20 protein-coding genes and 2 pseudogenes are annotated in these 22,772 nt (G+C 35.6%); 8 read left to right on the forward strand and 14 right to left on the reverse strand.

The window, feature by feature from the left end; genetic code table 11:
• Positions 1–273: 273 nt before the first annotated feature.
• The 3 genes from ABWU31_RS06560 to ABWU31_RS06570 all read left to right on the forward strand — a co-directional run bounded on the left by ABWU31_RS06560 (position 274) and on the right by ABWU31_RS06570 (position 3,976).
• Complete coding sequence (locus tag ABWU31_RS06560; protein WP_353271218.1) at positions 274–2,244, forward strand: ankyrin repeat domain-containing protein; 1,971 nt, start codon at positions 274–276, stop codon at positions 2,242–2,244.
• A 505-nt stretch (positions 2,245–2,749) separates the two neighbouring features.
• Positions 2,750–2,920, forward strand: coding sequence for a hypothetical protein (locus ABWU31_RS06565; RefSeq protein ID WP_353271219.1), 171 nt, complete (start codon positions 2,750–2,752; stop codon positions 2,918–2,920).
• A 44-nt stretch (positions 2,921–2,964) separates the two neighbouring features.
• Positions 2,965–3,976, forward strand: a protein-coding gene (locus ABWU31_RS06570; RefSeq protein ID WP_353271144.1) for an IS630 family transposase whose coding sequence is annotated in 2 segments (ribosomal slippage) — positions 2,965–3,426 and positions 3,428–3,976 — 1,011 coding nt in all. Because the reading frame shifts where the segments join, the coding sequence is not laid out codon by codon here.
• 36 nt (positions 3,977–4,012) lie between these two features.
• Here ABWU31_RS06570 and ABWU31_RS06575 read toward each other — a convergent pair.
• Complete coding sequence (locus ABWU31_RS06575; protein ID WP_353271068.1) at positions 4,013–4,846, reverse strand: IS5-like element ISWpi1 family transposase; 834 nt, start codon at positions 4,844–4,846, stop codon at positions 4,013–4,015.
• A 58-nt stretch (positions 4,847–4,904) separates the two neighbouring features.
• Between ABWU31_RS06575 and ABWU31_RS06580 the strand changes: the two are divergent.
• Positions 4,905–5,375: pseudogene (locus ABWU31_RS06580) on the forward strand (hypothetical protein); the annotation flags it as partial.
• Between the two features lie 72 nt (positions 5,376–5,447).
• Here ABWU31_RS06580 and thyX read toward each other — a convergent pair.
• The 5 genes from thyX to acpP all read right to left on the reverse strand — a co-directional run bounded on the left by thyX (position 5,448) and on the right by acpP (position 10,330).
• Positions 5,448–6,302, reverse strand: coding sequence for an FAD-dependent thymidylate synthase (gene thyX, locus ABWU31_RS06585; RefSeq protein ID WP_015589436.1), 855 nt, complete (start codon positions 6,300–6,302; stop codon positions 5,448–5,450).
• A gap of 9 nt (positions 6,303–6,311) precedes the next feature.
• Positions 6,312–7,589, reverse strand: a complete 1,278-nt coding sequence (gene murA, locus ABWU31_RS06590) for a UDP-N-acetylglucosamine 1-carboxyvinyltransferase (protein ID WP_006279833.1) — start codon at positions 7,587–7,589, stop codon at positions 6,312–6,314.
• Between the two features lie 155 nt (positions 7,590–7,744).
• Positions 7,745–8,341: a CPBP family intramembrane glutamic endopeptidase gene (locus ABWU31_RS06595; RefSeq protein ID WP_010082032.1), complete on the reverse strand. Its 597-nt coding sequence runs from the start codon at positions 8,339–8,341 to the stop codon at positions 7,745–7,747.
• 479 nt (positions 8,342–8,820) lie between these two features.
• Positions 8,821–10,092 carry a beta-ketoacyl-ACP synthase II gene (gene fabF / locus ABWU31_RS06600; RefSeq protein ID WP_353271220.1) on the reverse strand — a complete coding sequence of 424 codons (1,272 nt, stop codon included), beginning with the start codon at positions 10,090–10,092 and terminating at the stop codon, positions 8,821–8,823.
• Between the two features lie 13 nt (positions 10,093–10,105).
• A complete protein-coding gene (gene acpP, locus ABWU31_RS06605) occupies positions 10,106–10,330 on the reverse strand; it encodes an acyl carrier protein (RefSeq protein ID WP_213863337.1) in 225 nt (74 codons plus the stop codon).
• 181 nt (positions 10,331–10,511) lie between these two features.
• Between acpP and ABWU31_RS06610 the strand changes: the two genes are divergently transcribed.
• Positions 10,512–11,303 (forward strand): polyprenyl synthetase family protein, encoded by a 792-nt coding sequence (locus ABWU31_RS06610; RefSeq protein ID WP_077188418.1) that lies wholly within the window; start codon positions 10,512–10,514, stop codon positions 11,301–11,303.
• Positions 11,296–12,237, forward strand: a complete 942-nt coding sequence (locus ABWU31_RS06615) for an FKBP-type peptidyl-prolyl cis-trans isomerase (protein WP_006279838.1) — start codon at positions 11,296–11,298, stop codon at positions 12,235–12,237. The genes ABWU31_RS06610 and ABWU31_RS06615 overlap by 8 nt, the downstream gene beginning before the upstream one ends.
• 68 nt (positions 12,238–12,305) lie before the next feature.
• Here ABWU31_RS06615 and hslU read toward each other — a convergent pair whose 3' ends face one another.
• Complete coding sequence (gene hslU / locus ABWU31_RS06620) at positions 12,306–13,796, reverse strand: ATP-dependent protease ATPase subunit HslU (protein WP_077188417.1); 1,491 nt, start codon at positions 13,794–13,796, stop codon at positions 12,306–12,308.
• A 1-nt stretch (position 13,797) separates the two neighbouring features.
• Positions 13,798–14,352, reverse strand: a complete 555-nt coding sequence (gene hslV / locus ABWU31_RS06625) for an ATP-dependent protease subunit HslV (RefSeq protein WP_077188416.1) — start codon at positions 14,350–14,352, stop codon at positions 13,798–13,800.
• A 115-nt stretch (positions 14,353–14,467) separates the two neighbouring features.
• Between hslV and gshA the strand changes: the two genes are divergently transcribed.
• Positions 14,468–15,628, forward strand: a complete 1,161-nt coding sequence (gshA, locus tag ABWU31_RS06630) for a glutamate--cysteine ligase (RefSeq protein WP_006279841.1) — start codon at positions 14,468–14,470, stop codon at positions 15,626–15,628.
• Between the two features lie 3 nt (positions 15,629–15,631).
• Here the strand turns inward: gshA and ABWU31_RS06635 are convergent, their stop codons facing one another.
• The 3 genes from ABWU31_RS06635 to ABWU31_RS06645 all read right to left on the reverse strand — a co-directional run bounded on the left by ABWU31_RS06635 (position 15,632) and on the right by ABWU31_RS06645 (position 18,277).
• On the reverse strand, positions 15,632–16,453 hold the full coding sequence (locus ABWU31_RS06635; RefSeq protein ID WP_265029904.1) for a hypothetical protein: 822 nt from the start codon (positions 16,451–16,453) through the stop codon (positions 15,632–15,634).
• A 78-nt stretch (positions 16,454–16,531) separates the two neighbouring features.
• A complete protein-coding gene (gene hemH, locus ABWU31_RS06640) occupies positions 16,532–17,479 on the reverse strand; it encodes a ferrochelatase (RefSeq protein ID WP_236514410.1) in 948 nt (315 codons plus the stop codon).
• Positions 17,480–18,277, reverse strand: a complete 798-nt coding sequence (locus ABWU31_RS06645; protein ID WP_353271221.1) for a hypothetical protein — start codon at positions 18,275–18,277, stop codon at positions 17,480–17,482.
• 113 nt (positions 18,278–18,390) lie between these two features.
• Between ABWU31_RS06645 and ndk the strand changes: the two genes are divergently transcribed.
• Complete coding sequence (ndk, locus tag ABWU31_RS06650; protein WP_182309846.1) at positions 18,391–18,810, forward strand: nucleoside-diphosphate kinase; 420 nt, start codon at positions 18,391–18,393, stop codon at positions 18,808–18,810.
• Positions 18,811–19,648: 838 nt separating this feature from the next.
• On the opposite strand, the gene ABWU31_RS06660 is transcribed toward ndk, so the two are convergent.
• From ABWU31_RS06660 to ABWU31_RS06670, 3 genes and pseudogenes are all read right to left on the reverse strand, one after another.
• Positions 19,649–20,481 (reverse strand): IS5-like element ISWpi1 family transposase gene (locus ABWU31_RS06660; protein ID WP_353271062.1). Its coding sequence is split into 2 segments (ribosomal slippage): positions 19,649–20,112 and positions 20,112–20,481, totalling 834 coding nucleotides; the frame shifts between segments, so codons are not numbered across the junction.
• A gap of 61 nt (positions 20,482–20,542) precedes the next feature.
• A pseudogene (locus tag ABWU31_RS06665) lies at positions 20,543–21,514 on the reverse strand (IS66-like element ISWen3 family transposase); the annotation flags it as partial.
• Positions 21,515–21,973: 459 nt separating this feature from the next.
• Complete coding sequence (locus ABWU31_RS06670) at positions 21,974–22,771, reverse strand: phosphoribosylformylglycinamidine synthase subunit PurQ (RefSeq protein ID WP_353271222.1); 798 nt, start codon at positions 22,769–22,771, stop codon at positions 21,974–21,976.
• Position 22,772 lies beyond the last annotated feature (1 nt).

A 22,772-nucleotide genomic window follows, 5' to 3' on the forward strand; every position in this document is an offset into this window, starting at 1 on the left:
CTACGTGTTAGCGGGATCTGGAGATACCGTGACGGTATGATGAGGGAGAACAGTTAGCGGCTGAGATACCGCGAATGAATCGCGGTATGACGGTTCGCGGTGGCATGATGTAGGACTGCTGTGACACCATTATAGAGTGAACCAGTGTCAGCTACTTGGATGACAGACAAGAAAATGTTTATGACTAATTTTTAGATCAAACATGGAATTTCGACAAACTTAACTTTTTTGTGAGACTGTTCAGCAATAATAAATAAATTGAGAGGAAAGGTTATGGCAATAAAAAAGGAAAAGTTTTTTGAAATAATAAATGAGGTAAGCAAGAGTGAAGGTTTAAATGAGAATAATTTACTTGAAAGAATAGGAAGTGAGCTAAAAGATGCAGACTCAATAGTATATAGCACTTATAACAATTTGAAGATAGATAAGATGTTCAGTATATTAGATTCAGACAAAATTGTAAATTATATGTTGGTACATCTTGCTGTGGAATGTAACAGTGTACCAATAGTAAAACTCCTACTAGCAAAGGAAGCAAAAGTTAATGAACCAATATATGAACTTGATGAAGCTAAGTCTAAGCTAACTGCTTTGCACATTGCTGCTTTGCATGGTCATCAAGAGATAGTTCAGCTTTTATTGAATAATGACGCAAATCCTTTACTAAAAGATAGTCAAGGCCGAACTCCAAGGGATATTGTCGGTGATGTAAAAGGTAAAAAGGCTATAATAGAAATGTTAGAGGAAGGAGAACAACGTTATGCTGAGGCAGGAGCTACGAGAAGACAAAATAGACAAGGCACTTTACCGCAGCCTAATAATAAAACTCCAGGAAATTTAGCTGTGAACGGAAATAACGCAACTGCTGCAGTGCAAGCATGTAATGCAAGAGATCAGGAAGAGAACAACGGAACTACACCAAACAACAGAAAAATCTATGTACAAGATGAGGATGAACAGACTTCTTCAAACTCAATCGTTAATGAAAACAATACAGACAAAGTAGATGATACATTAGAAAAAGAACAGGCTATAAGAGAAAGAGATGCTATGGCGCAAAAGTTGCAAGAGGCAGAACAAAGACTTGCCAATAATCAGAAGCGCATAGAACATAATGACTTGCACAGTCAACATCCAGAGCAGTATACTACATATAATGGGGAACAGATCTTTTTAAATAAAAGTAATAGTGGCGATAGTGGAATATATTTTGATGCAGATGAATCTGAAGCTTTAGACCAATCTATATTAGAAGATGGAGAAGACATTAATGCACAAGATAAAGATGGCGTGACCCCTTTACACTATGCTGCTGCAAAAAGCGCTAAAGAATCAGTAAAACTTTTGATAAAATATGGAGCAGATCGCTCATTGATAAAGGATGAAGACCTAATAGATAGACTAAACAGTATGTGTGATCAGCCATCTGAAGTTGTACCTAGTACCTTTTCTCATTCCAAAACACACAACGCAACGGAAACTCCAGAAAAAGCAGAAAAGGTTGAAAAACGTAAAGCTAAGTTAAAAGAATTACGTACTCAGCTAAAGGATGAGCAGAAAAAGAATGAATTGCTAAAACAAAAAATACAAGATCTAGAAAGTAAAAACACAACACTTGAGGGTGGACTAGGAAAAGCGCAAAAGGAACTAACAGAATTGAGAAATTGTGTCACTGAACATGAGACTAAATTGGAAGTACTGGAGAAACTCAATGAAGAGAATGAATCACTAGAACAAAAAATACAAGATCTAGAAAGTAAAAATACAACGCTTAATAGCGAATTAGAAGAAAACGAAAATAAGCATTCTAAAACAAAAGTGTTGTTAGAAAAAGCGCAAAAGGAACTAGCAGAATCAAAAAGTTGTATAGCTAGACATGAGACTAAGTTGAAACAATTCAATAAAGAGAATGAATCACTAACACAAAAAATAAGAAGTCTGGAGAATGAAAACACACCACTTGAGGGTGAACTGGGCAAAACTAAAACAAATGAAGTGTCACTAGAAAAAGTAGGAAAAAGACAATTTTCCCCAAAAGTTGCCTACGCGAGCCTTGCAGCTATGTTAGCAGTAGGTGCTGCTCTTAGTATTGCTTCCGGATTGTCTGCTCTATTAATAGTTGCAGCTTCTGTGGTATCTGCATTGATAGCTGGTGGCATTACATACACAATATCAAAACCCATCGCTCCTGACACTGAATTGAAAGAAGTGGATATTCAAGGTTCAGCACAACGGTGTTTGTAAAACTTAGCACCCACAGTTGTACGAACATTGCAATTTGCAGATGCAAGTAGCTGCACTGGAATCCCAAAAAAGGATGATGTCATTCCAGTGCTTGACACTGGAATGGCTTTGTTGCATCGCTACTTATGAAAGGCTAACTATAGTTAGGATTATAAGCAACCTATTGAAAATCTTGTTTTTTTGCAATCAATCTGATCAAATTTAAGAATAGTAATTTGTTATTTATATTAATAAATTTAATTCTATTGAAAATAGCTAAAGCATTGAAATTCTTGAATTTTAGCCGGATTAGTGAGTGGTAGTGAAATTTCTTTTACTCAAATTTAGGTATTCACTGACCGTTCTTGTTATAAATACCAGAATAATAAGCTACTGATATTCCCTATCTTTTTTATCTTTAATCCATCATAGCTAGCGATGCAACAAAGCCATTCCAGTGTCAAGCACTGGAATGACACCATCTGCCACCTGCAAATTGCAATAGCCGTGTCTGTGAGGGTTAATTATGGAAAAAATTCAAGCTATAAATGAGTTGTACAATAGCATTTATGCAGCACTAAAGGCAAATTCTGATTTAAGAAAATATGTTACTAACATTTATGACTACTTACCTAAACAGGTCACCATTCCTTACCTAATACCAATTCCCATTACAGGGCAAACAGATGGACAATGATGGAAGAAAAGCCATACTGAAGTAAGTAAAATAGCGAGGTTTAAATGGCATTAAGATCAAAATTATTGGATGAAAAAGTAGTAGAATCAGCAAAAGAAATGCTGAAGAAAGTAATGAATAATGCATATGTTTCAAAAAAACTAAATGCTGTAATTGCAGCAAAAAAGTACAGTATAACGGCTGTAGCAAAAATATATTGCATTTCAAGAAGCGCACTAACTTCGTGGGTAAAACTCTTGAAAATTGGCAGAGAAGAAAAACTGTTTGCTCCTTCACAACGTCGTAGAAAAACTAAATTAAATCAGGCTCAACTACAGCAAATTGAAGAGTGGATAGAAGAAAATCCTAATATCACCATTAAAGAAATGAGAATAAGAATCCAGGAAAAGTTCGGATTAAATATCAGCAAATCTACAGTACACCGCCATATGCAAAAGATGAAATTCTCATATATTACACCAAGACCAGTTCATAATGGACAAGATAAAAGCAAACAAGAGGAATTCAAAAAAAAATCTCAATGGAGCTATTAGCAAGTATCCAGAAAAAGAGCTATTTTTCTTTGATGAATCACGGTTTGGCACACATTCAAAAGTTGGACATGGGTGGTTTAAAAAGGGGATTAGAACACAGGTTAAAACAAAATTAGGTAGGCAAAATTTCTATCTCTATAGTGCAGTTAATCCTAGAAATGGAGAGAGTTCTAGCTTATTTGCACCAAATGTCAACACTGATTGCATGAACATATTTCTTGAGCAAATTTCGCAATATCTAGAAACACGAGAGGCTTTTCTCGTTATGGACTGTGCTAGTTGGCATAGGTCAAAAAATTTAAAGGTACCTAAAAATATCGACATTATATACCTACCTCCATACTCACCTGAGCTAAATCCTGTTGAGAGGCTTTGGTTATATATAAAACAGAACATTTTGCGCAATAAAATATACGATACAATTGCTCTACTTGAGGGTGCTTTGTGCAAATTTATTACTTCTCTTGCCAGCTCCACAATTAAACAACTCTGCAATGTTTCCTATTTGACTGGACAACAATGAGAATTGGTATCAGAGGTTGTCCGGAAACTAGTAAATTCAAGCATATTCCCTCTTTAACATAACCCTACTCATAGCTAGGTATATGAAATTCTCAGTGGATGTTGTGAGTAAATCATACTCCTTCGATAGCCTTCTATTCCTATTAACCCAAGCAAAAGTCCTTTCTACAACCCATCTTCTTGGCTGTACTTTAAACCCTTGTTCTCTTGTTGGTAGTAGCTCAGGTGGCGTATCTTTGTGCACCCAAAATCTACATGGAGGCCTTGTAACAATTTCAATATCTATGTCATATTCTTCCTTTATGTGATTCTTTGAATTTCTTCCTTGGTATCCCATGTCAGCCCACATTTTTTTAACTTTAGTATATTTTGTTCTCATATTGTTTAATGCTATTTTAATACCATCTCTATCATTTTCGTTAGCAGCGCCTACGTAACAACCTAGTATAAAACCCTGAGTGTCTGTAATTATATGCCTTTTTCTACCCTTTACTTTTTTTACTTCCATCATAGCCTTTGATCCCCCCTTTTCTGTAGTCTTTACAGATTGACTATCTACTATACAGGCACTCGGCTGCTCATTCCTTCCTATTTTTCTTCTACTATATTTTGTAATTTCATAATTCATTTTCTCAAAAATTCCCTGCTTCTTCCATTGCCTGAACTGCTCATACACAGTCTTCCATAGCGGAAAATCATTTGGTAAATACCGCCATTGACACCCTGTACGCAATACATAGAAAATTGCTTCTAATATTTCTCTTTTGCTATACTTTGGCGGCCTTCCTCCTTTCTTGTATGATACTCTGAAGTGTTTTTCTATTCTTGCCCATTCCCTTTCGCTTAGATCTGTTGGATACTTTTTTCTCATCTTTACCCCGTACTAAAATTTCAGATATTATAGCCTTTTACTTGTTTCCGGACAACCTCTAACTGTGGAAACTGACAGTAGCAGTAATAAGACTGAAAAACAAACAAAACCAACAGAAGATGAACAAGAAACTGTTATGGCAAGTGTGATAGAAAATATGGATAAAAATTCTGATATTGAAGCAGAAACTTCTAACAGTGTTGCAAATTCACAACATCCCTTAAAAATAAAGACAGGAAGTCCTCTTGAAGTGGGAAAGTATAAGGTGGAGCTGCAAGTGACATATGATGATGTAAAGAATTTTTATGATACCGTACGTGGTAAATATCATGCTGGCGATGGATATAACTACGAACAAGTAATGGTTTTATATAATGAAATTGTTAGGCCCGCTCACAATCATCATTACGAGCTGTTTACTCTTGATGAAGCACATGTTGCTAATGATCACCTGTTTATCAAGGGTCAGGATTTTGGAACTCTAAATGATTTTAATGAGATGTTCTATAAAAGTGATGAGTTAATGTGATGTAAAAAGCAAGATTCAATCTGGTGAACGAGAGTTAACTGACAGAGGAGATTGACACGTATGCCTTTATCTTTAAGATTGTTTATCAAGTATAGACATCAGCTCGCCCCATTCTCTTTTACCAATATTACTTTCTTCTCTAGTAACGTTTTCCCCTTTAATTAATTTGCGAATTATTTCTAGACCAGTTCTTGAAATACAGGCTGATTCTAGGCAATATTCAACAAAGGCATTGTAGGCCAGTGGAACCCATTTTTTTATTATATCCAGCATAACTTCTGCATAAACTCTGATTTCATATTGGGCATGCTTATCAGCTCTAAGCTTCAAAAAATGAAGGAGATTATGCAGATCTATTTTCCAATAAAATTGCGTGTAGTAATTAAGCATTAGGTTAGTTCTGGCAATTTCTCTTGCAAGCCCCTGCTCAATAAATTTTTCATAATGAGAATATACTAAATTAGAGTCATTTGTTAGAGAATCTATTATTTCCTTTGAGGTATCTGGATCAAAAGCTTCCCCGCTACCTTGTTTATTATTGTCAGATTGTTTTGCAACTTGTTCTGGTTTAGGTGTATAAAATTCATTATCAAGTATTGAATACCTTGCTGAATATTCATTCACATTTGCAGTTCTATGCCTTATCCATTGCCTTGCAACAAAAATTGGAAGTTTCACGTGAAACTTAATTTCACACATTTCAAATGGAGTTGTATGATGATGTCTCATTAAATACTTTATAAGTGCTTCATCCTGACTTATCTGTTTTGTTCCCTTACCATAAGAAACACGAGCAGCTTGAACTATAGCGCTATCAGAGCCCATATAATCCACTACTCGAATAAATCCATGGTCTAATACCTTATGTTCTTCATATAAGATTGCATCTATTTCTTTTACTATAGTTCGTTTGGTTGCTTCATTCATAAAATATCCTCAAGACGAAATGGAGATATCAGCTCCACATGAATTGAGTTTTTCATGCATTGCTTCATATCCTCTCCATAAATGATGTGAATTGTTTATTATAGTTTCTCCACCGGCTACCAAAGAAGCAAGCACCAAAGCTGCTGTTGATCTTAAGTCAGTAGCATATAGATTAGCTCCAGATAAGCTTTTTATTCCACTTATAGTAGCTTTGCTTTTCTCGATGCTGATATTAGCACCTAACTTTCTCAATTCATCTGCATGTGTAAATCTGTTTTCAAAAATGTTCTCTTCAATTACTGATATCCCATCAGCGATGCACATTGCAGACATCAGTTGTGGTTGCATATCACTGGGAAAATTGGGGTATGGATCTGTCGCAACGTTAGCAGACTTAATAGAGCCATTTTTTCTGGAAATAACAATGCCTCCATCATACAGTTCAACCATAGCTCCTATAGTCTCCAACTCATTTGTAATACACCTTATATCAGATAGATTTATTCCTTCCAACTCCAACTTACCACCGGTTATTATAGCAGCTAGTGCATAGGTGCCTGCTTCTATGCGATCTGGTATTATTTTATGAACACATCCATTTAGTGCTTCAACTCCTGTTATTATGACCTTTGTATTATCAATTTCAATATCAGCACCCATTTTCTTCAGAAAATCTATTAAATCAAGAACTTCCGGCTCAGTTGCAGCATTGTTTATTGTTGTCACTCCTTCTGCAAATGTTGCTGCCATTATTACATTTTCTGTTGCGCCAACACTTATTTTCTCAAATGTGATTTCTTTTCCTTGTAGCTTTCCTTTCACTGTTGCAATTATATTATAGCCGTCAATTTCAATTTTAGCTCCCATTTCTTCTAATGCTTTAATATGCATATCAACGGGACGCTTTCCAATGTTGCATCCACCAGGAAATGCTGTTCTCGCTTTGCCAAATCTGCTAAGCATTGGACCCAATATTAGAAAAGAAGTTCTTAGCTTACTTGCGGTTTTATATGGCATCACGTGATTGTTGATATTGCTGCAGTCAATTTTCAAAGTATGGTTCGCTTTATAATTTTTATTGTGCATAAAGTTTACTTCTGCTCCAAGACTTTCAAGCAACTTAGACATTAGATGCACATCAATTAAATCAGGTACATTATGCAAAATTACCGGGGAGCTACTTAATAGACTTGCTGCCATTATTGGTAAAACAGCATTTTTTGAGCCATTAATCTTGATTTTTCCGACCAAAGGTTTGTAGTTATTTCTTATTAATATCTTGTGCATTTAATTAGATATAAAGTATAATTCATTAGTTTATTGAAGTCTTACTAAGTATAATAGATTGACCGTAAAAGGCAAAATTTGCTTTTTCTTCCTCATCATCCCAGTGTCATGCTACCTGCATGACACCTGATGCGAATTGCCCCCGAAATTTTATACTATGAATTACTCAAATGACGCTCTCGAGCTTTATCAAACCAAATAACACCAATTGCAACAATGAAATAACCAGCTGCTCCTAATGTAAGGCGAATTACTGCATCGAAAGTTGACAGAGGAGGAGACGGCATTAGAATGCTCAAAACACTATACACAAGATTATTTGTTGCATGAGCAATAGTTACTGGCCAAATCGAGTTGTCTTTTTCAAACAACCAGGTAAACATTATAGACATTGCACAAATATAAAGGGTATAAGCACAAATAGTCGGGAATGTAAAGCCATCCTTCCACAAAGCTGAGCCAGCAACCACATAAGTTGGTATGTGCCATACTGACCAAATAATACCGACAATAATTGCTCTGATATAAAAATTTGATATTTTGCTTTTAAGATTTTTCAAAAGATAGCCACGCCAACCGATCTCTTCACCAAGAGACATAATGATCCACATCACAAAGGTTGATAATAAAACAAATAACATCACTAATGGACTCAAAACTGCACTCAAATCCTTTACACGGTCTAACGTAAAAGACTCTCGGAAAAATGAAAAACCGCAGTAAATTGACAAAAGACCATTGGAAATTAGCATACTTACCAGAATAAGTATAAACCCTAATAGACAGTTTTTTGGCGAACTAAGTTTAAAAAGATCCCTTACCTTCTGTTTATTATAAATGGTTAGCAAAATTGCAACTGAAGCCGGAACAAATGTTGTTAATAATGTTATGTCTTTGAAAGGTAAGCACCAAGCTATAATGCACGTCAAAAAATATGTAATTACAACAAATAATGTACAATTAATAGTGGTTAAATTCATTCATACGCCTATCAATTCCTTTTCTGCATTATTGATCTTTATTCATAAATTGTCAATAAAATACTTCTTCAGGGATGAATAGAATATTTTTTCTTTTTGAATTGCTATTGATAGTTTAATTTTTATATGTATTCCCTTTCACAACCGTTTGTCATCCCAGTGTCACGTGCTGGGATGACAGTAGGAGAGCTGCTTGCATGACAAGAGGAGGGTACTGGAATGACAAGAGGAAGACACTGGGGTGACATCAACTAAACTTGTCCAAATATGAGCGATGCATTAGTGCCACCAAAACCAAACGAATTAGAAAGTGCATATTGAATTTTATGCTCCTGAGCTTTAAACGGTACAAAATTTAAATCACATCCTTCTGAAGGCTTGTGTAAATTTAAGGTTGGCGGAATAATTCCATTATTTAACGCAAGAATACTGAATATTGCTTCAATGCTCCCTGCAGCACCAAGTAAATGTCCTATAGAAGATTTAGTTGAAGAAACAGGTATTTTATAAACGTAGTCACCGAATAACTGTTTCATTGCTATTACTTCAATTTTATCTCCAAGTGGCGTTGAAGTTCCATGTGCATTGATATACCCTACTTGATTGGGATTAATTTGTGCGCTCTTTAAAGCAAGCTGCATTGCCTTAAATGCGCCTCTTCCTTCTGGATGTGGTGCTGTAATGTGGTGCGCATCTCCTGTGAGTCCGTACCCAACCAGTTCAGCATGTATTTTTGCCCCCCTTTTTTTTGCATGTTCGTATTCTTCCAACACCAATATACCTGCTCCTTCACCCATAACAAAACCATCGCGTTCTGCATCCCATGGTCTTGAAGCTTCTTTGGGTTTATCATTGAATTTAGTTGATAACGCCTTCATAGATGCAAAACCTGCAATTCCAACTCTACACAGTGCACTTTCTGCTCCACCTGCAATCATAACATCCGCTTCACCAAGTTTTATAGTTCTTGCTGAGTTTATGATTGCATGCGCACCTGTTGCACATGCGGTTACTGCTGAATCGTTTGGACCTGTAAATTCGTATTTAATAGAAATATGGCCAGATATCAAATTTATTAGACTTGCAGGGACAAAAAATGGACTGACACGTCTGGGCCCTTTTTCCTGCATGGTAATTACATTTTCCTGAATTGACGGAAGACCACCTATACCAGAGCCAATAGTTACACCAACACGTTCCCGATTGATATTTTGGCTTTCCAAAATTAATGAATCATCTACTGCCTGAATAGCTGCTGCAATACCGTAATGAATAAAACGATCTGTCCTTTTTGAGTCTTTCTCAGAAATATAATCTAGTGGATTGAAATGGTGCTCAATGTTGTCTGATTGCAACGGCACCTGCCCTGCAATTTTGCAAGCAAGATCAGAAGAGTCAAATCTATCCGTATTGATTGCTTTTATGCCAGACTCACTTTTTATTAGCCTTGACCAAGTGTTGCCAACATCTGCCGCTAGTGGAGTGATTAAACCAACACCAGTGACTACTACTCTTCTGCTCATTTAACACTAACTATTAGCCTTTTTTATTATTAATGTACTCAACTATTTGCTCCATAGTTTCCATTTTTTGTGCGTCTTCATCTGGAATTTCTATTCCGAACTCTTCTTCTGCCGCCATGATGATTTCAACTGCATCTAAACTGTCTGTACCATGCTCCGAAAGCTTTGAAGAGCTGTTGAATTTCTCTACATCCTTACTAATGTGCTCTAGTATAATCTTTTTTACTTTTTCTTCTATGTCTTCTCTAGTGCTCTTTGCTAGTTCGCTATTCACATTTCTTACCAAAAAAATAACCTATTCTTTGATGTTATAAAAAATTTTTATGTTTGCAATATCTTTTATAACTGGTAAACTACAGTAAAGTTTTCTACTGCCCTAGCTGGCTAGCGTTACGTGCTAAACAATTAACAATTCAAAAATGCTAGACGAAACAACAAAAAATTTGCTTATTGTAGAAGTAAATAAACTCTTACCCGAAAATAGCGAGAATAAGCTTATATCAGCTATGCGTTATATACTCCTTGCTCCTGCAAAACATATACGCTCCTTTTTAGTCGTAGCTTCATCTCGAGTGTTTAACGCGGAAGCTAAAAAAGTAATATCAGTTGCTGCAGCAATTGAATTTGTTCATGCTTACTCTCTAATTCACGATGATTTACCGTGCATGGACAACAGTGATACTCGCAGAAGCCAGCTAAGCTGCCATAAAAAATTTGATGAAGCAACAGCAGTGCTTGCCGGAGATGCACTACTTACTCTGGCTTTTGAGGTATTATCTTCGTTAAATGAGAAACGCTGTGAGATCATAAAAGTTCTTTCTCAGGCAATAGGAATTAGGGGAATGGTGGGAGGACAGGCTTTAGATATTGGTGCAGATTTTAACAAAATAAAAGAAATTCATTTGATGAAAACCGCAAAACTATTTGCAGCTTCATGTGAAATAGGCGCTATAATAGGAAATGCTATAGACAAGCAACGTAAAGCGTTATATAACTATGGAATAAATCTAGGGCTTATCTTTCAAGCTAAGGATGATATTGAAGACTACGAACAAGATAAAACAAATAATCTTATGTCTGTGCTTGGTAAAAGTGAAGTAGAGAACTATATAGACGGCCTCTTTAAACAAGGCTTGGATAATTTGAGTGCGCTTTCAGGGGATACTAATTATTTATATGATTTATTGAATCAAGTAAAGAAAGATGGTTAGAAAAATTATATTACAAATGCTTATTTCCATAGTAATGATTCTCACTTTAACTTCTGCTTTTGTGTTTACTATTGTCTATATAAACAAAGGTAAACCGGAAAAAAAGGACAAGCTTTATGAGATAAGTGCCACGCATGGTGGTTTGATACAGACGATAGCACATTACCTAGTGAAGCCAATACTTGAATCAGCACTTGACCGCTATATTGAAAAGCATGGGCTAACAGAATATTTAGAAGAAATGACGCAGCAAAAAGAAGAAGATTCGATAAATTTTTATGAAATTACTGAAGGCAGTGGCAGCAAGGCTTTCTGCGGCCTGGAAGTCCTACTGCAAATATATAAAATTTCTAATAATAACTTAGCAACACTCCCTAGCAAAGTTTCTGATGTTACTTTGAAAATAGGTCAAGATAACCTAAAAGAAGTGAGTTTAGGGGTAATAGGTATGAAAGAAGGCGGAGAGCGTGTAGTTACTATTGCCAATGATAACAAAATGAATTTTAATTCTTATTACGTCAAACTGATCGAAGTAAAGGATAAATATCCCGACTCAGTAAATAATCTGATGGTTTTTAATGACTTAATTAACAAGACTGGAAAACAAGTAAGGTGCGGTGATGAGATATCGGTTAAATATAGCGTAAAGGAGCATAATGGAGAATATATAGCCAAAGATCAAACAGTGCAATTTAGGGTTGGCGATAAAAAAATACCACTTGCTATAGAGCTTGGAGTTGTGGGAATGAGAGCTGGTAATAAAAGAACTATTCTTTCTCCGCCTGACCTTTTGACTATTACTGACGATATGTTAATAAAAGACATAGATTATGATGAAGAAAATATCTCAATAATTGACTTAAGCTTAGATGTTAAGCAAGAGGTCGCAGCACACCATTCTACTGTTGAAAAACAGCCTAAAGAATATAGCTGAAATTTTAGGTCTACTGGCTGACCTTCTGAACACTTTCTATACTACTTAAAGTAGGCTTTTCGTTTTTCCTAAAGTATAAACTTAGATAAATCAAGCTGCTTCGAAATTGACTCAAGTTTATCTTTTACATACTTGCTGTCTATAATGAATTTTTCGCTATTTTTCTCAGAAGCAATGAAACTTATCTCATCTAAAAGCTTCTCCATAACAGTGTGAAGCCTTCTTGCGCCTATATTTTCCACTTGCCTATTAACTGTAAACGCTATTTCAGCTATGGTTTTTATACCATCATCAGTGAACTCAAGTGTCACATTTTCTGTTTTCATTAAAGCTATGTACTGCTTTAACAAACTAGATTCTGGTTCCTTTAATATTCTTATTAAATCTTCTTGAGTAAGTGCCTTAAGTTCTACCCTGATCGGTAATCTGCCCTGCAATTCCGGTAAGAGGTCAGATGGTTTAGACTGATGAAAAGCACCAGATGCAATAAATAATATATAGTCTGTTTTTACATGGCCATACTTAGTTGTAACAGTTGTTCCTTCAAGTAATGGTAACAGATCGCGTTGCACTCCTTCTCTGTTTACTTCACCTTTTACTTCTGTACGCGCTGCAATTTTGTCTATTTCATCCAAAAATACTATACCGTCATTACTAACAAGATCAATGGCTTCTTTGATTATCTTATCTTCATCCATTAGCCTTTCACTTTCTTCATTAATTAATATTTCACGCGCTTCTTTTACCTTCACCGTAATAGTTTTTGTTTTTTTGCTCCCGTTAAACATCTTGCCCATTATTTCTGTTACATTCATCACACCAACTTGCCCACCTGGCATGCCTGGTATATCGAAAGTAGGTAACATACTCTTGCTCTCTCTGACGTTAATAGAAACTTCTCCGTCCTCAAACTCTTTATTCCTCAACCTTTCTCTAAAAATTTTTTTACTCTCTTCGGTTGCATCTTCGCCTACCATAGAGTTTACTATTGTTTTCTCAGCTAAAATTAAAGCCTTTTTAGCTAAGGCTTTACGGGCTTTCTCTTTAACTAAAACTATTGCTGCATCAACTAAATCACGTATTATCGAATCAACGTCACGTCCAACGTATCCTATTTCAGTAAACTTCGTTGCCTCAATTTTTATAAACGGTGCACCGGCAAGTTTTGCTAAGCGGCGAGCTATTTCAGTTTTACCAACCCCTGTATGACCGATCATCAATATATTCTTAGGTATGATTTCATCACGCAATGGAAATGGAACCTGATTGCGACGCCAACGATTTCTGAGCGCAATAGCAACAGCACGCTTTGCATCATCCTGTCCGATTATGAATCTGTCCAACTCTTTAACTATCTTCTGTGGTGGCAGGTCATCTAACAAAACTTGAGTACTGTCATTAACTTGAACATCGCTGTCATTTGAATCAAAACCACTCTTAGTATCTTTATAGAGGTCATTTTTTTCATCGTAGGTGTCACTACTACAAGACCGTCCTTCTGAAAGGGTTATAGGCTGATTGGAAAAATTGGTGCATAAAGTTTTTTGCTTGGAAGACATATCACTCCTCTATTTTTTCAATAATCACATTATGATTTGTATAAACACATATATCAGCAGCTATCTTCATAGCCTTTTTCGCAATTTCCTCTATTGATATTCCTTTAATGTCAATTAAAGCTCTTGCTGCAGATAGAGCAAAATTTCCCCCAGAGCCAATAGCTGCGATTCCATCTTCAGGTTCAAGAACATCACCTGTTCCCGTAATTACTAATGAAATAGATTTATCTGCAACGATCATCATAGCTTCTAATTTCCTCAGATATTTATCCATTCTCCAGTCTTTTGCAAGTTCAACACATGCTCTCATTAATTGCCCTGGGTGCTTGTCAAGTTTAGATTCTAATCTTTCAAAAAGAGTAAATGCGTCGGCTGTTGCCCCGGCAAATCCAGCAATTACGGAATCACCAGAAAGACGCCTAACTTTTTTTGCTCCAGATTTTATAACAGTGTGGCCCAGTGAAACTTGTCCGTCACCTATTACTACTACACTTTTATCTTTTCTAATTGACAGTATAGTAGTGCCATACATTTTATTGTTATCGTGTTGAATCATTTTTCTATCACTTTAAATAAGAATCTCATTATACTTTAATCTTTAGTCAAATTTACTAAATATGTTCAACTATAGCTTATAATATAATACCTTCCTTATAACATTTAAAGTGCAGATGCAAAACATAATTCACCCAGATTTGGAAAAAAGTATAAATAATTGGTTCGAAGCAAAATTTAATGGCCTTACATCGCCATTTTATAGCTCTATAGATCTTAGAAACTCCAGCTACAAAATTGCCCCAGTGGACGCTAATTTATTTCCTGCAGGATTCAATAACTTAAGTGAAGAATCAAGAACAATGGCAGCAAGATTGATAGAAAGCTACTTTAAAAGACATCAATACAAAAAGGTTCTTATAATACCGGAAAATTATACACGCAATAAAATGTATATAGAAAACGTATTTGTTATAGAGAAAGTACTGCAACTCGCAGGTTTTGAAGCTAGAATTGGCCTTTTACATAATGAAGTATACAATTTAATAGAACAGTATGAAACTGTTGTGAAAGAAAACTCTCTGCTAAAGACAACTTCAGGATTTGTGCCTGATGTTATTATACTGAACCGTGATATGACGAGCCACATTCCAGACACGCTGAAAGACGTAAAGCAAGATATAGTACCAAGCCCACTATACGGTTGGCATAGCAGGCAGAAATTTAAGTATTTTGAAATCTATCAAGAATTAGCATCTGAGTTTTGTGGCGAATTTAAAATAGACCCATGGCTAATTTCTGTGCTTACAGAGAGCTGTGATGGAGTTGATTTTGATGATGATTTGTCACTAGGAGCAGTAGCAACTAAAGTTGACCAAATATTATCTCTAGTGCAAAAAAAATATGAGGAATATGAAATAAAAACACAACCTTACGTTTTTATCAAAGCAAGCAATGGCACATATGGGATGGGCATTATAACAGCAACAAGTGGAGAGGAAATATTAAACCTCAATAAAAAAAAGCGTCATAAAATGAAAAAGATAAAAGAAGGAATAGCAATCAATAGCGTTATTATACAAGAAGGTGTACCAACCATTGACATGTTTAAAAGCAGTTCTGCAGAACCGCTAATATACTATATAGGAGATACTCCAACATGTTACTTATACCGATGTAATAGCAGAAAAGATGTATATTCTAGCTTGAATGCCACTGACTGTGAGTTTCATGATGTTAGCCAGGTTGTGGAAGGTAAAATTCTGTCACTTTGGAGTATTGTTAGCAAATTAGCAGTACTAGCGTTGGCAGTAGAAATAAAATCTTTTCACCTCTAACCCTTACATTCCCACAGCGTTACCATCGGGCAGATCATTACCATCATTACCGTGCTGAATATGGTTATGGCCAGCACTATCAAGTTCAGTGGAAGGATCATCATTGACAGGTTGTTGAAACAATTTGTCAAGCTGAACTGCCAGAAATACTGCACTATATATTATGCTAACTGTTACGCTTAAGTTGAAATTATAGATTATACCATTACCTAAGTTTATTGGTATGGTTGCAGTCTCCATTCTTTTTAATATGAAGTTTAACAAACCTAATGACAAAGTTAATGTGCTGATAATAAGGTCCTTCTTACACTTAGCAGACTTTTCAGGATCCTTATTATCTAGGTATTTTCTCCATGAATAATAGTAGCTTATAGGTTCCGAAATAAACAGAAATAGGATCGTTGATGTTAAGTGAATGTGACTTATTACGTCTGCATTACTCCTAGTAAAAAAATGGATGACTTTCAACATCATCAATGCTTCTATGATGCTGCTTGCAAGATTAGCCGATTTACCCACAATTTTTGCCAGCTCTTTTTTACTCTCAGGGTTTCTGTAATCCTTAATTAGATCCTGTAGAGTAAATGCAGAATGGGCAATGTATAGAATAGATGTCGGAAACTTTACTAGTCGAGCAACATTCCGTATAAGAAAGATATTGGATCTATTATTGTCAATGAACTCGCAGCAAAATTGCAGTGAAATCTTACACAATAGGGCTGTTAAACCTGTTGTGATGCAGATTACCTTCCTGATATCATGATTATAAGCATCATGTACCTTTTGTGCAACCGTATTTGATTTTTCTTTTAGCTTGCTTGGCATGAAATAGTTAATAAAATAATAACTTTCTGTTATTCTATCACATAAAATCCTAAAAGAAAAGCACTATAAATCAGGGCTTTAAGGGAGATTTATGCATAAATCAGCCAAGCATTTAATAAACAAAGAATCGGCACTGAGAGTTGGCACGCGAAAGTAATATCCATCCTTGATAATTGCTTTATATTCTATATCAAGTTCAACTAGAGTTTCTGAATGCTCAGAAACAAAAGATATAGGTGATAGAACTACAGGTACACCATCAATTTTTGCGCGTAATAGCTCACTTTCAGTGCTTGGCTCTAGCCAGTTTACAGGACCAATCTTACTCTGATAACATATTGACCAATCTAAGTTATTAATAGCTAACTTTTCTACTATTAACTCTACGCTTCTTTCTACCTGTGAAGCGTAAGGGTCGCCTTTTTTAATAATACTAAGAGGTAAGCTATGGGCTGAAAATAGGACTCTTGGTTTACCGATTTTGCTAGCCAATTTATAGTACTTAGCTATCAGATTAGCGTGAGCTTCAATAAAATCTTGGTTATCATAATAACGGTAAATCATTTTTGTATTGCATTTTAGGCCATACCGTTTAGCATTTTTTTGCCAATTCTCGATGGATGACAGAGTTGTGGTAGTTGAATATTGTGGATACAGTGGCAGCAGAATCACTTCATCAGGATCAAACTGTTTTACACTTTCAATAACTTCGTCAGCAAATGGACGCCAATAGCGCATGCAGATGAATACCTTGTGTACATGGTTTCTATTTTCGTTTAATTTTAGTTCTAAAGCATTAGCTTGCATTTTTGTATTCTCTAGAATTGGCGATTTACCTCCAATTTCCTCGTATATTTTTCGTGCAGTATTTTCTCGTTTCGCAGATATAAACTTTGCTAAAAGAAACCGAAAGGGATTCGGTAGATTGATTATTCTCCTGTCATAAAAAAGGTTGAATAAAAAAGGACGGACCGCATTTAGTGAATCAGGCCCGCCAAGATTAAATAAGATAACTGCCTTTTTCACCTACGCACTACTACAACAAGTTACTTTCGGGGTACCTATAAAATTAGCTACACACTCATCAAATTTAGTTATAGGCACTAAATTTCTCACATTTGCATACAATAAGTGGCCAAATCTCTGCATGTTACTCTGTGTGGATTCAAAACTTCTATCAAAAAACAGATCAACACAAAAACTTGGCACGGTTTCAAGAAGTTCAACAGCAGCTAAAGATAGCATTATACAACTTTGCAGGACCTTCAAAAGAACCTTTAGAGGGAAAAGTAAAACTTTAACGAAAAGAGAGGTGCTACTCGTTTCATTCAGTGGTTGCCCTGAATTGGGCGAATTATACTCGATGTGTTTTCTATTTTGATCAAAAATAGGAAATTTTATAGTATCTTTCTTAAATTCCGCGTCTATTTCTTTTCTACTATGGTTAGTGATTTTTTCCATTAACTTCTCACGCAGATGAAAAGTTCTGACAATAAAACATGTGGCAATCATTAAGGCAGCACATAAAAGTGCGCATTGCATGAGGCTCATACTGCCTAGCATAGCTGGCAGTGCAAAACAAACAAGCGGTGCTATGATTGTCATTTCAAGAAATGGAATAGTGTTTCTTTTCATTGCAAAGGCAGCACCTTCTTTTAATTTTGTATTATGATGTGAACTATATTCCAAATAACTTAAAAATGCCAGACTAAAAGTCAAAAACCCTTTTGTTCCACACAAAAGCGATGACTTAAAGTTACTTACTAATTTTCTAGTAGTAGATTCAGCTTGTTTAGTAGTGTTATTTTTATAACATTTACCCATACAATACCTCCTTGATGATTTGTCCTTAATTATAGATAAAAAATCACTTCTATGAAATTAAAATTTGTAATAAAATAAATCTATAAATGTACTATTCTATATAAGGAAATAATATGGCAATTGAGAAGACACTTTCAATCTTAAAACCTGATGCAGTAAAAAATAATATTACAGGCAATATAAATTCCTACATCGAACAATCTGGGCTGAAAATCACAGCACAAAAAATGATGTTACTAACAAAAAAACAAGCAGAGCTGTTTTATGAAATTCATAAAGATAGGCCTTTTTTTGGGGAATTAGTAGAGTTTATGACCTCTGGTTCTGTGGTAGTTCAAGTTTTAGTTGGTGAAAATGCAGTAAGTAAATACAGACAAATCATGGGAGCTACCAATCCAAAGCAGGCAGATAAAGGCACAATCAGGGGTGATTTTGCTGATGATATTAGTGAAAATAGAGTCCACGGCTCGGATAGTCTAGAAAATGCTCGTAAGGAGATAGCTTTCTTTTTTGCTGAATGTGAGTTGGTGTAGTTAACTCAGATTGGCGTCATCCAAGTAGCTGACAACATAGAAACGAAAAAACTTCCTTGACAAACCTCACCAGCCCCCTTATCATGAGACTGAAGCTATTGTATTTGCTTTCGCCAATCTGCAGATTAAAAGGTAAGGATTACTTAATGTATCGGCGTCTTATGTTCAATTTTTTGCAGTATATAGATACTGTATGTCTTTACAAAACTTCATCTACATCTAGATTTTTATCTAAATAAGCTGAACGCGCTTATAAAGCGTTACAAGACATCAAAAAATGCCAATACTCGACAGAGATAGTAAAAGACTAGCTAACTCGGGGATTCTTTGTCTTTTTTTCTGCTTAGTAAACTTCTTAAACATTTGCAGCGTAAGTTAGTTGCAATTAAAAGCAGCTTAATCTTGCTTGTCAAGCGTTTAAAACATAAAAAACGCCAATATTTTAAAGCGGATAATAACCCCAGGGCTTCTTTTGCCTTTTTTTTTCATTTGGTAAATTTCTTAATATTTATAGCTAAAGTAATTTAAAAGTCCGTGAAGGGTGTCATGCCAGTGCTTGACACTGGCATCCAGTTTTCCATATAATCTCATCAAAAATGTTTATTTTCTAGCTACTTTTATACTTATCAACCCAGTATGCTTACTTACAATTAAAATTTCTGGATCCCAGTGTCTGGGCACTGGGATGACAGCTAGCCTGACAACCGTCATCCCGCTACTTGTTAGCGGGATCTAGAGATACCGAGAATGAATCGCGGTATGACGTAGGACTGCTGTCATTCCAGTCTGGAATCTAGTTCTTATTGTACATTTAGAGGTTGTCCGGAAACTAGTAAATTCAAGCATATTCCCTCTTTAACATAACCCTACTCATAGCTAGGTATATGAAATTCTCAGTGGATGTTGTGAGTAAATCATACTCCTTCGATAGCCTTCTATTCCTATTAACCCAAGCAAAAGTCCTTTCTACAACCCATCTTCTTGGCTGTACTTTAAACCCTTGTTCTCTTGTTGGTAGTAGCTCAGGTGGCGTATCTTTGTGCACCCAAAATCTACATGGAGGCCTTGTAACAATTTCAATATCTATGTCATATTCTTCCTTTATGTGATTCTTTGAATTTCTTCCTTGGTATCCCATGTCAGCCCACATTTTTTTAACTTTAGTATATTTTGTTCTCATATTGTTTAATGCTATTTTAATACCATCTCTATCATTTTCGTTAGCAGCGCCTACGTAACAACCTAGTATAAAACCCTGAGTGTCTGTAATTATATGCCTTTTTCTACCCTTTACTTTTTTACTTCCATCATAGCCTTTGATCCCCCCTTTTCTGTAGTCTTTACAGATTGACTATCTACTATACAGGCACTCGGCTGCTCATTCCTTCCTATTTTTCTTCTACTATATTTTGTAATTTCATAATTCATTTTCTCAAAAATTCCCTGCTTCTTCCATTGCCTGAACTGCTCATACACAGTCTTCCATAGCGGAAAATCATTTGGTAAATACCGCCATTGACACCCTGTACGCAATACATAGAAAATTGCTTCTAATATTTCTCTTTTGCTATACTTTGGCGGCCTTCCTCCTTTCTTGTATGATACTCTGAAGTGTTTTTCTATTCTTGCCCATTCCCTTTCGCTTAGATCTGTTGGATACTTTTTTCTCATCTTTACCCCGTACTAAAATTTCAGATATTATAGCCTTTTACTTGTTTCCGGACAACCTCTAACAACCCAGAACTTTAACTTCAATATTCCAACTATGTGCTAATCTTTCAAAATCTCTTGATAAATGTGCCCAACAGATTTGCCTGTTTTTATCGGCAAAATAATTCTATGCTGCATACCTGTCAGTTATTACCAAGCTATTGCGATTGCAGAATTTACTATTTTGTAAAACTTTCATTCCTCTTGACTCTGTAAATTTTACAAAACTTGCCGTATTGCTTGCAAACATCCAACACCAAGCGAGTTTACCTTTGTTATAATGGCTCGTTTCATCAATATGTAGAACTTTACTCCTACTTATCTCTTGTTCGATCTGCTCATACATTTTTTTGCATTTTGAAGCAACTCTATGTTCACTATTTGATATGCTACCGACGCTTATGTTCAAATTGAAGATATCATTTACGACACTCGCTATTTCGCGTTTTGAATTTTTGTAGAATCCGCTGAACGCTGCAATTATTGACTTAACCCTTGGACCAAATGTATCTGGCGTAACACCTTCCGGTAACTTGCTACTTCTTCTCTTTCCGCATCTCCGACAACGGCCATGTTCTAACTGATATTCCACTACATAAGGCTTGATTTCTGGAAGATCAACTTTCTGATGAATATATGGTTTTTCACATATTGCAATTTCTCCTCCGCATTCGCAAGTATTAGGCAACTCTATCTTTACTACTTTATCTGCATCCATGTTGGCGCGAAAACTTCCTTTATGACCAACCTGACCGCCAATATTCCTTTCGCTTTTCGGCTTATTCTTTTTTATTTTATACAACTCTTTGGAACTTGGTATTGATGAATTTTTTGAGCTTAAACCGAGTCTTTCTCTTAACTCAGCATTTTCTATCTTTAAAGCCTTATTTTCTGCTTTTAAACTTTCATTCTCTTTTTCCAATCTTTCTATTTTTGCTTCTAACCTTTCTATTTTTTGCTGTAAATTTTTGCAAAGTTCTAAAAGGTTTACCATATTATTTCACTTTTGCTCTATGATTATCTTTTTAGATCACCTTGTCTACCTTATTCTGCCACTCCGCTGAACGGATACGCTTCTAACTTGCAACTAACCTACACCGCAAGTGTTTAAGAAATTTACTAAGCAGGAAAAAAGGCAAAGAAACCCCGTAGTAGCTAGCATTCAAATTCTCCCTTGTCAATTTGACGTTTTTTGCTGTCTTAAACGCTTTGTAAGCGCGTTTCGGCTTATATAGGTAAAAACCCAGAAATTTTTAAAGACATGCGATGCACGTAGTGCGAAAAATTAAACATGAGACGCCAAATACCCTAAGTTTTTTGTCATTAACCTGCACAGATTGCGAAGATAAATAAATAGCTTCAGTTTCATGATAAGGGGACTGGCAAGGCTTGTCAAGCAAGTTTTTTGCAATATCAGGGGATAATTTCGACCATAAATCCCTATCAATAAATTTTAACAAAAATACTTTAGTGCATTTTCAAATATAAGCATTCCATCGCCATATTTTGGCACAGCAACACCTAAACGCTTGCTCTTTTCTTTTTCAAGGGGCCAATTATCTTGCTGAGTAAAAAATATTCCCCTTTCTGGATGGGGCATTAAAGCTAGCACTCTTCCACTTTTATCTGATAAAGCTGCTAGGTCGTATGTAGATCCATTCGAATTGTAAGGAAATTGTAGGTTAGCATAGTTGCCATTTTTATCAATGTAACGTAATGCGGTGGAATTGCTCTCAATCAATTGGTTCAAAATATCTTGATCCATAAAAAATTTGCCTTCCCCATGAGCAATAGGGAGATATAGTTCACTCAGGCCCCGTAGCCAAACAGAATTACTCTTTGAATTAACTCTCACTCTAATCCAACGGCATTGATAATTGCCTATATCATTATGGATTAAAGCTAGACTAGAGAATTCTGGAATTAATTTTACTAATATCTGACAACCATTACATATTCCTATAATCAGCTTGTCCTGAGATAAAAACTCTTGAAACTCATCCAACAAGTTGTTTTTAATACGTAAAGCAAACGCATTACCAGCACCAGTGTCATCACCATAGGAAAAACCCCCTGGAATTGCAAGTATATTGCTTAATTTCAGTTCACCTGGATTATCTATGATATCGTTAATGTGAACGATTTTTACTTCAATATTACCAATACCAAGTTTTCTGCTGCATTCCATAAATGCAAATGCAGTTTCTTTTTCGCAATTTAAGCCATAACCAGATAGGACTGTGATTTTCATG

It is taken from the genome of Wolbachia endosymbiont (group A) of Alloplasta piceator (assembly GCF_964028505.1).
Classification (GTDB): domain Bacteria; phylum Pseudomonadota; class Alphaproteobacteria; order Rickettsiales; family Anaplasmataceae; genus Wolbachia; species Wolbachia pipientis.